Source organism: Alicyclobacillus hesperidum subsp. aegles, from assembly GCF_027923525.1.
Lineage (GTDB): Bacteria > Bacillota > Bacilli > Alicyclobacillales > Alicyclobacillaceae > Alicyclobacillus > Alicyclobacillus aegles.
In genome coordinates this window covers 164,991-171,758 of the sequence record NZ_BSBJ01000008.1, presented here as the reverse complement: position 1 = coordinate 171,758, position 6,768 = coordinate 164,991, and the positions used below count along the sequence as shown (strand labels likewise).

5 protein-coding genes and 1 rRNA gene are annotated in these 6,768 nt (G+C 51.6%); all 6 read left to right on the top strand.

The features are described 5' to 3' along the window. Positions 1-141: 141 nt before the first annotated feature. The 6 genes from rrf (at position 142) to QMF38_RS07055 (ending at position 6,759) form a co-directional block, all read left to right on the top strand. Positions 142-258 (top strand): 5S ribosomal RNA (gene rrf, locus QMF38_RS07080). A gap of 329 nt (positions 259-587) precedes the next feature. Continuing rightward, positions 588-2,291, top strand: coding sequence for an ABC transporter substrate-binding protein (locus QMF38_RS07075; protein WP_058095238.1), 1,704 nt, complete (start codon positions 588-590; stop codon positions 2,289-2,291). A 263-nt stretch (positions 2,292-2,554) separates the two neighbouring features. Then, a complete protein-coding gene (gene menC, locus QMF38_RS07070) occupies positions 2,555-3,682 on the top strand; it encodes an o-succinylbenzoate synthase (RefSeq protein WP_281759004.1) in 1,128 nt (375 codons plus the stop codon). 172 nt (positions 3,683-3,854) lie between these two features. Then, positions 3,855-4,541, top strand: coding sequence for a cell division ATP-binding protein FtsE (gene ftsE, locus QMF38_RS07065; RefSeq protein WP_058095240.1), 687 nt, complete (start codon positions 3,855-3,857; stop codon positions 4,539-4,541). Beyond that, positions 4,531-5,421, top strand: coding sequence for a permease-like cell division protein FtsX (gene ftsX / locus QMF38_RS07060; protein ID WP_058095241.1), 891 nt, complete (start codon positions 4,531-4,533; stop codon positions 5,419-5,421). The genes ftsE and ftsX overlap by 11 nt, the downstream gene beginning before the upstream one ends. A gap of 45 nt (positions 5,422-5,466) precedes the next feature. Next, positions 5,467-6,759: a PDZ domain-containing protein gene (locus QMF38_RS07055; RefSeq protein ID WP_058095242.1), complete on the top strand. Its 1,293-nt coding sequence runs from the start codon at positions 5,467-5,469 to the stop codon at positions 6,757-6,759. The last annotated feature ends 9 nt before the right edge of the window (positions 6,760-6,768 follow it).

Here is a 6,768-nt window from a genome sequence, read left to right as displayed (position 1 = left end):
AAAGCCACGTGAGCGCTAGGACAAACGAACACAGCACAAAGGTTGCAACAAAGACACCTGAAGCGAAGTTTGGTCCGAGCGAACACATCTGCAGGCCGAAGGCCGAAGCCGTGTGAGCGAGGAGCAAACGAAGCGCACGAGTCTGGTGACCATAGCGGAGGGGAAACACCCGTACCCATCCCGAACACGGACGTGAAGACCTCCAGCGCCGAGAATACTTGTCTCGAGAGGGACTGGGAAGGTAGGTCGTTGCCAGGCAAGAGAGAACAGAGTCAGGCGAAGATGCCTGGCTCTGTTTTGCTATATGCACAATTCCTCGCCCACTTCCCCGAGAACAGAAGCTCAGCCCCGGCCGAGTGCATCTGTAGGTGCCGTCGAAAGCGTATGGGTACTATGGGTGTGGGACCTATAGTTTATATCTTATACAATATGAGGATGTTGATTTTTTGTGAAAATGGTATTGAAAACGTATGCGTAAGTCGCTATGATGACTATAAATCGATTTGGTTAGTTGTTTGAGCGAATCAAAATTAAGATTCGCCGACTGAGGTTTCGCTCATTTGGTGTTATTACAAGGGGGATTACAAATGAAAAAGAAACACGTGGCTGGCATCGCTGTTGCAGCAGCTGTTGTGGTCGCTGGTGGCGCGTACGTCGGGGTTGCAAATGGTGGTTCTTCACAACCTACTGTTTCTACCAAAGAGGTAAGCGCTTCCGCATCTACAAGTCCGTCGGCTTCAACTCTGACCGTACTCACCAGCCCTAAAGGTAACTTTGCTGATAGCTTCAATCCTTTTGATCCTAGTACGAATGATGGGACGTTCGGTAACATTTACGAGACGCTTTTCTATTTTGATAGCGTCACAGGCAAGACATTCAATCTACTTGGTAAGAGCTATGCGTTTAGTAATGGAAACAAGACGTTGACCGTTAATTTGCAACCGAATGCGAAGTGGTCTGACGGTGTGAAGTTCACGGCTCAAGACGTCGTGTTCACATTTAATGAACTGAAGAAGTATCCCGCAGCTGATACGAATAACGTCTGGTCGCAGTTGGAGAGTGTGAAAGCAGTTGGCAATTCTAAAGTTGTGTTTACTTTCAAAACGGTTGACATTCCGTTTGCAGAGCAATACGTACTAGGCTCCACTTATATCGTGCCCGAACACGAGTGGAAGTCATTAGGTGATCCGACGAAAGTGAAATTGCCATGGCAGAAAGCCATCGGTACCGGCCCCTTCAAGCTTGTTTCCTTCTCACCCCAGATGTATACGTTTGCAGCGAACAAGCTCTATTACGGCGGTGTGCCGAAGGTCCAGTACGTGAAGTATCCTGCATACACGAGCAACCAAACTGCCGACTTGGCACTGGCGAGCGGTGAGATTGATTGGTCCGGGATTGACATTCCCGATATTCAGAAGACGTATGTCTCTGCCAATCCGAAGCGCAATCACTATTACTTTGCGGCCGGTAGCGTCGTAGAGATGTACCCGAACTTTAACAATCCTTTGTTGAGTCAGCTACCTGTGCGGGAGGCCATTAATCTTGCGATTAATCGCAATGTGATTCAGTCAAAAGGTGAAACAGGATATTCACAACTTCCGGTGCCAACCAGCCTGATTCCTTCGCAGATGTCGTGGTTGAATCCAAATCTGCCGGGGGATGCCAAGTCGTTCAGCGTAAATGACGCTAAGGCTGTTCAAATTCTCGAGAAGGCCGGGTTCCGCCGGGATAGTCATGGGATTTTCGCTAAAAACGGAAAGGAACTGTCATTCCAGTTGCTTACGGTTACAGGGTGGAGTGACTGGGACGAAGATGCGCTTCTCATTAAGCAAGAGTTGCAGCAGGTCGGTATTAACATTAACGTTGTTCAACAACAATTCTCGGCGTATTACAATCTCATCGATCCGGGGGCAGGACTGAAACCGCATTACGATCTCGCGTTGTCTTGGACAAATGAAGGTCCTACGCCGTATACGATTTATTACGATATGCTCGATTCGAAGGGCAATTTCAACATTGAGCAGTATCGAAATCCAGCGGTTGATGCTGCGCTTACGCAGTTTGCTGCGACTACAAATGTGTCTCAACAAAAGCAGGCTTTGTATAAGGTTGAGTCGATCGTAACGCAGCAACTACCTGTAATTCCAATCTTCGATGGCGAGCTGTGGTATGAGTATAACGATGCGAAATTCACAGGATGGCCGACGAAGAACAATCTGTGGATCAATCCAGCGCCATATACGTTCCAGTCTGCGGCCATTATCATGGATCACCTGAAACCTGTACAATAACCGGACAATCGGACTGCCTTATGGATCATATGATTCATAAGGCAGTCTTGCTTTTGTTGCGTCCTTCTATCAGCCGGTTTGCACAAACTGACCCCAGTTTCATTCCGCCTACGATCACGCTTCCGTTCTTCACTTCATTCTCGAGATTTGACTGTAGTTCCGTACGAAGATTGATACACTATACAAATGTGAATCCAATTACCGATAGGCCAATTTCCAAGTAATCGAAGACTTGATGACGACACCAGGAGGGCATCGACAATATGATTGCATCCTGCACGTTTCGTAGATTAGAAATCCCGCTTGTCGAGCCAATGCGGACTGCTTATGGGGAGCATCGAGTGAAGACCGCAATCCTGATCGAGTTGCAAAGCGATAGCGGTGCCATGGGTGTCGCAGAATGTGTCGCCATGCGTGAGCCGACGTATACCGAGGAATCGGTCGCGACTGCATGGCACGTCATTCGTGATCATCTGCTTCCGCGGCTTGCACGGGGACAACGGCTGAAGACGCTGGAGCCAGGCACTTTGACGGAGATCTGGTCAGACATTCGTGGTAACAAGATGGCACAAGCTGCAGTCGAGATGGCGTTTTGGGATCTTTGGTCGATGGAGCACGATACGTCCATGGCAAAGCTCATTGGTGGTGTGCACGAGGAGATCGATGTAGGCATTAGCATTGGCATCCAGGCTTCTACGGAAAAATTGCTCATGCGCGTAGAGCGGGCCCTACAGGAAGGTTATCGGCGGATTAAACTAAAAATCTCGCCAGAGGCAGACCGTGCCCCGCTTCTTGCCATTCGCAAAGTATTCCCCGACGTTGCTCTGATGGCCGATGCAAACAGTGCATACCGTCTCGATCACATAGATCGCTTGTTGGAGCTGGATGGCTTGGCTCTTATGATGATTGAGCAGCCGCTTGCCTATGACGATATGGTCGATCACGCTGAACTTCAGGCCCGGTTGCGAACGTCTATATGTCTGGATGAGAGCATACGCAGCGCCGAAGATGTGCGGCGGGCGGCCAAGATTGGTGCGTGTCGTATTGTCAACATAAAACCGGGTCGTCTTGGCGGGATCGGTGAAGTTATACGTACTCATCAGATTGCCCAACAGTATAAGATTGGCCTTTGGTGTGGAGGCATGTACGAAACAGGTGTAGGACGCTTGCACAATCTTGCGATTTGTTCCCTTCCAGGCATGGTTTTCCCAACCGACACTGGCCCCAGTGATCGCTATTTCGAACGCGACATTCTCAAAGAACCAATCCGCTTTGAGAAACCTGGAATTCTACGTGTGCGGCAGACGCATGGGGTTGCCGAGTGGGTCGATTGGGAGGTCGTGGATGCCTTCACGACGGACAAACTCGTTGTGCAGTTGCGCGAACTCTAATTTGCCGAACAATGTTTGCAGGTTGGTCAAGTTTTAACAACAGGAATTTTGCCGGATCGCGTCGAACTGTCTCCTTTGTGCAGAGGGTGATGGTTATTTTTTGCCCGACAGGCGGACTTGCCGACGTAAACCTAAACCGATTTATTGTGTGACAGAGGAGTCGATTTGCGCAGTGATTGAAATGCAGGATGTATGGAAGGAGTACCCGAACGGTACACAGGCCCTGAATGGCATCTCTGTGCAGATTCAAAAGGGAGAGTTCGTTTACGTCGTCGGACCCAGCGGTGCCGGGAAGTCGACATTTATCAAATTGATGTACAGAGAAGTCCGTCCGACCCGCGGACACATCTTCGTCAATGGATTCAACATCGAGCGCCTGAAGGATCACAAAATTCCGTTGCTCCGTCGGAGTATCGGGGTCGTCTTTCAGGATTTCAAATTGCTCCCTAAGCTGACTGCGGCTGAAAACGTCGCATTTGCGCTCGAGGTGATTGGCTTGTCGCACAAGCAAATCCGTAAGCGGGTGCGAGAAGTCCTGAGCCAGGTCGGTTTGGAGGACAAGATGGACATGTTGCCTTCTCAACTATCTGGCGGTGAGCAGCAACGCGTGGCGGTTGCGAGATCGCTCGCGAATAACCCGACGGTGATCATCGCCGATGAACCGACGGGTAACTTGGACCCGGACACATCGTGGGGTATCATGCGGTTGTTTCAACACATCAATGATCGTGGTACGACCATTGTGATGGCTACGCACAACCGGGAAATTGTCAATTCGATGCGGAGGCGCGTTATTGCCATTGAAAACGGCGTGATCGTCAGAGACGAGGAGAAAGGGTATTACGGATATGATGAGTAGGATATTCCGGCATCTGCGCGAAGGGATCAAAAACGTCATCCGCAATGGCTGGATGTCGTTCGCATCGATGAGTGCGGTTATCGTGACGCTTGCGGTGCTAGGGTTTTCGCTCATTCTCACGTTCAACGTCGCACAAATGTCGACGGATGTAACTTCGCAATTGGAGTTTAGTGCTTTTCTCAACGTAAATGCTACGCAGCAGACAGGTAGCGCGATTGCCGCTCAGATCAAGGCCTTGCCTGGTGTGGAGTCCGTGCAGGTGATCTCGAAGAACGAGGGCCTGGCGCAGATGAAGAAGGAACTTGGTTCTGAGATGGGCGACGTTCTCAATGCGTTCAAACAGAATCCGTTGCCGATTCAGTTGGTCGTCAAACCTGCTGATCCGCATCAAATTGACCGGATTGCTCGACAGGTTGAAGAAATTCAAGGAGTTGCCACGGTGCGCGATCCTCACCAGTTGGCTGCGGCCATTTTCCGAACGTTAGCCATCGTCCGTGACGTCGGCGTCGTGTTCGTCGTGGCGTTGCTCATCACGTCGATGTTTCTCATTTCGAATACGATTCGCATTACGATTTTTTCACGGCGCCGCGAGATCGAAATCATGAAGTTGGTCGGGGCGACAAACTGGTTCATTCGGTGGCCGTTTATCGTAGAAGGAATGCTTATCGGTTTGGTCGGGGCGGTCGTTCCCGTATTGGTGCTTGTCTACGGCTACCGATCGCTGTATATTCGCGCCAAAGGAGTGTTTAGCGGGCTTTCTTTCCCGTTGGTGCAGGCTGGGGATCTCGGCGTCAAACTCGCCGTGATTTTGTTGGCTATCGGCCTGTTCATCGGGCTGTGGGGAGGCGTGATGTCTGTTCGTCGCTTCCTCCGCGTCTAAGGGAGCCAATGAGTTCGCGCATCAGTCGAGAAGGGATACGTCCGCATGCATCTGACGGCGAATGGGTGGTGGGCGATTGTAATAATCGCTTTACTGTCATTCTTGCTCAATCCGTTACACTATTTGTCGACAGGCTTCGTCATTTGGGACCTCGTTCGCAATGTCCGCAGCGAGCGTGAATGGTTTGGTATTCGTGTGACTCGCATCGGCCGGACGCTCATTTTGCGCTACGCAAGGGCCTGCCTGGTTGGCTTGGTCGGGTCCATCGCGCTGTTTGCTTGCGGTGTCTCGGTGACGTGGCAGTCGATAGCCTATGTGAGTGCCGTGTCGATTGTGCTCGGCGTGATCCGATCACGCTTTGCGGCCACGCCATTTGCAGTCGCAGCCGCCGCAGTCATCTCATTTTGCGCTCGCCAGGCACATCTATCGCGTGTAATCGGATGGTCATGGTTGCACGTAGTTGAATCCTTTCCGATTGGCGCATGGCTGGCGATTGTCGCTGTGAGTTGTTGTGCCGAATGTATCATGACGTTTTGGGGCGTGCGCGATGCCATACTGCCGGCCTTGCTCACGTCGCGACGGGGCAGGCGAATTGGTGCGCTCAAACTGCAACTGGGTTATGCCATGCCTGTGGCTGTCTGGATGCATCCTCTGGGGGGGCATGCCTTGATGTGGCAGTCCGGCTTCCATCCCTGGCGGATGCCTCTAGGTCAGCCGATCGAAATCGGAATCTTGCCGCTGGTGTTCGGACTCCACGCCGTATTCACCGGCCTTCGGCCGCAGCGAGCGCTGATGCATGTTCGCTGGTTTGACTTGGTGCGCGCACTGGTGGCAGCGGCTGGTTTTGTGCTTGCCCGCCTGTACGCTCCGCTTGTGGCGGTTTGGGCTGCCATTCTACTCATTCTCATCGCTGAAGTATTTCGTTTCCTTTGGCGGCGGATTGACTCGACTGTGGAGCCGTTATACACGCCAAACAATCGGGGCGTGCGCGTGCTATATACGATTCGTGGTTCACTAAGCGACAAAATCGGCATTCGGCCAGGCGAGATTGTCACGCATGTCAATCAGTCGCCGGTACATACCGAGTATGATATTCACTTCGCCATGGAACAAAACCCGGCGTATGCAAGATTTCAAGTGGTAGATGCGGATGGGGAAGTACGCCTGCTGAGTAGTCCCATTTTCGAGGGCGAGCGGCACGATCTCGGCCTCCTCTTGGTTGTCTCCAGCGACGAGCCAGCACTCCGTTTGAACCGCCCATTTGGGTTTCTTGAAACAATCTACTTGCGCCGTGCGAAAAAGCCACATGTTACGGTGACGCAACCACAGGCGGAATGACTGTCGGCC

Excerpts from the sequence above, each read along its gene's own strand:
- QMF38_RS07075 (WP_058095238.1), top strand. The coding sequence starts at position 588 with ATGAAAAAGAAACACGTGGCTGGCATCGCTGTTGCAGCAGCTGTTGTG.
- QMF38_RS07055 (WP_058095242.1), top strand. The coding sequence starts at position 5,467 with ATGCATCTGACGGCGAATGGGTGGTGGGCGATTGTAATAATCGCTTTA.
- ftsX (WP_058095241.1), top strand. The coding sequence starts at position 4,531 with ATGATGAGTAGGATATTCCGGCATCTGCGCGAAGGGATCAAAAACGTC.
- menC (WP_281759004.1), top strand. The coding sequence starts at position 2,555 with ATGATTGCATCCTGCACGTTTCGTAGATTAGAAATCCCGCTTGTCGAG.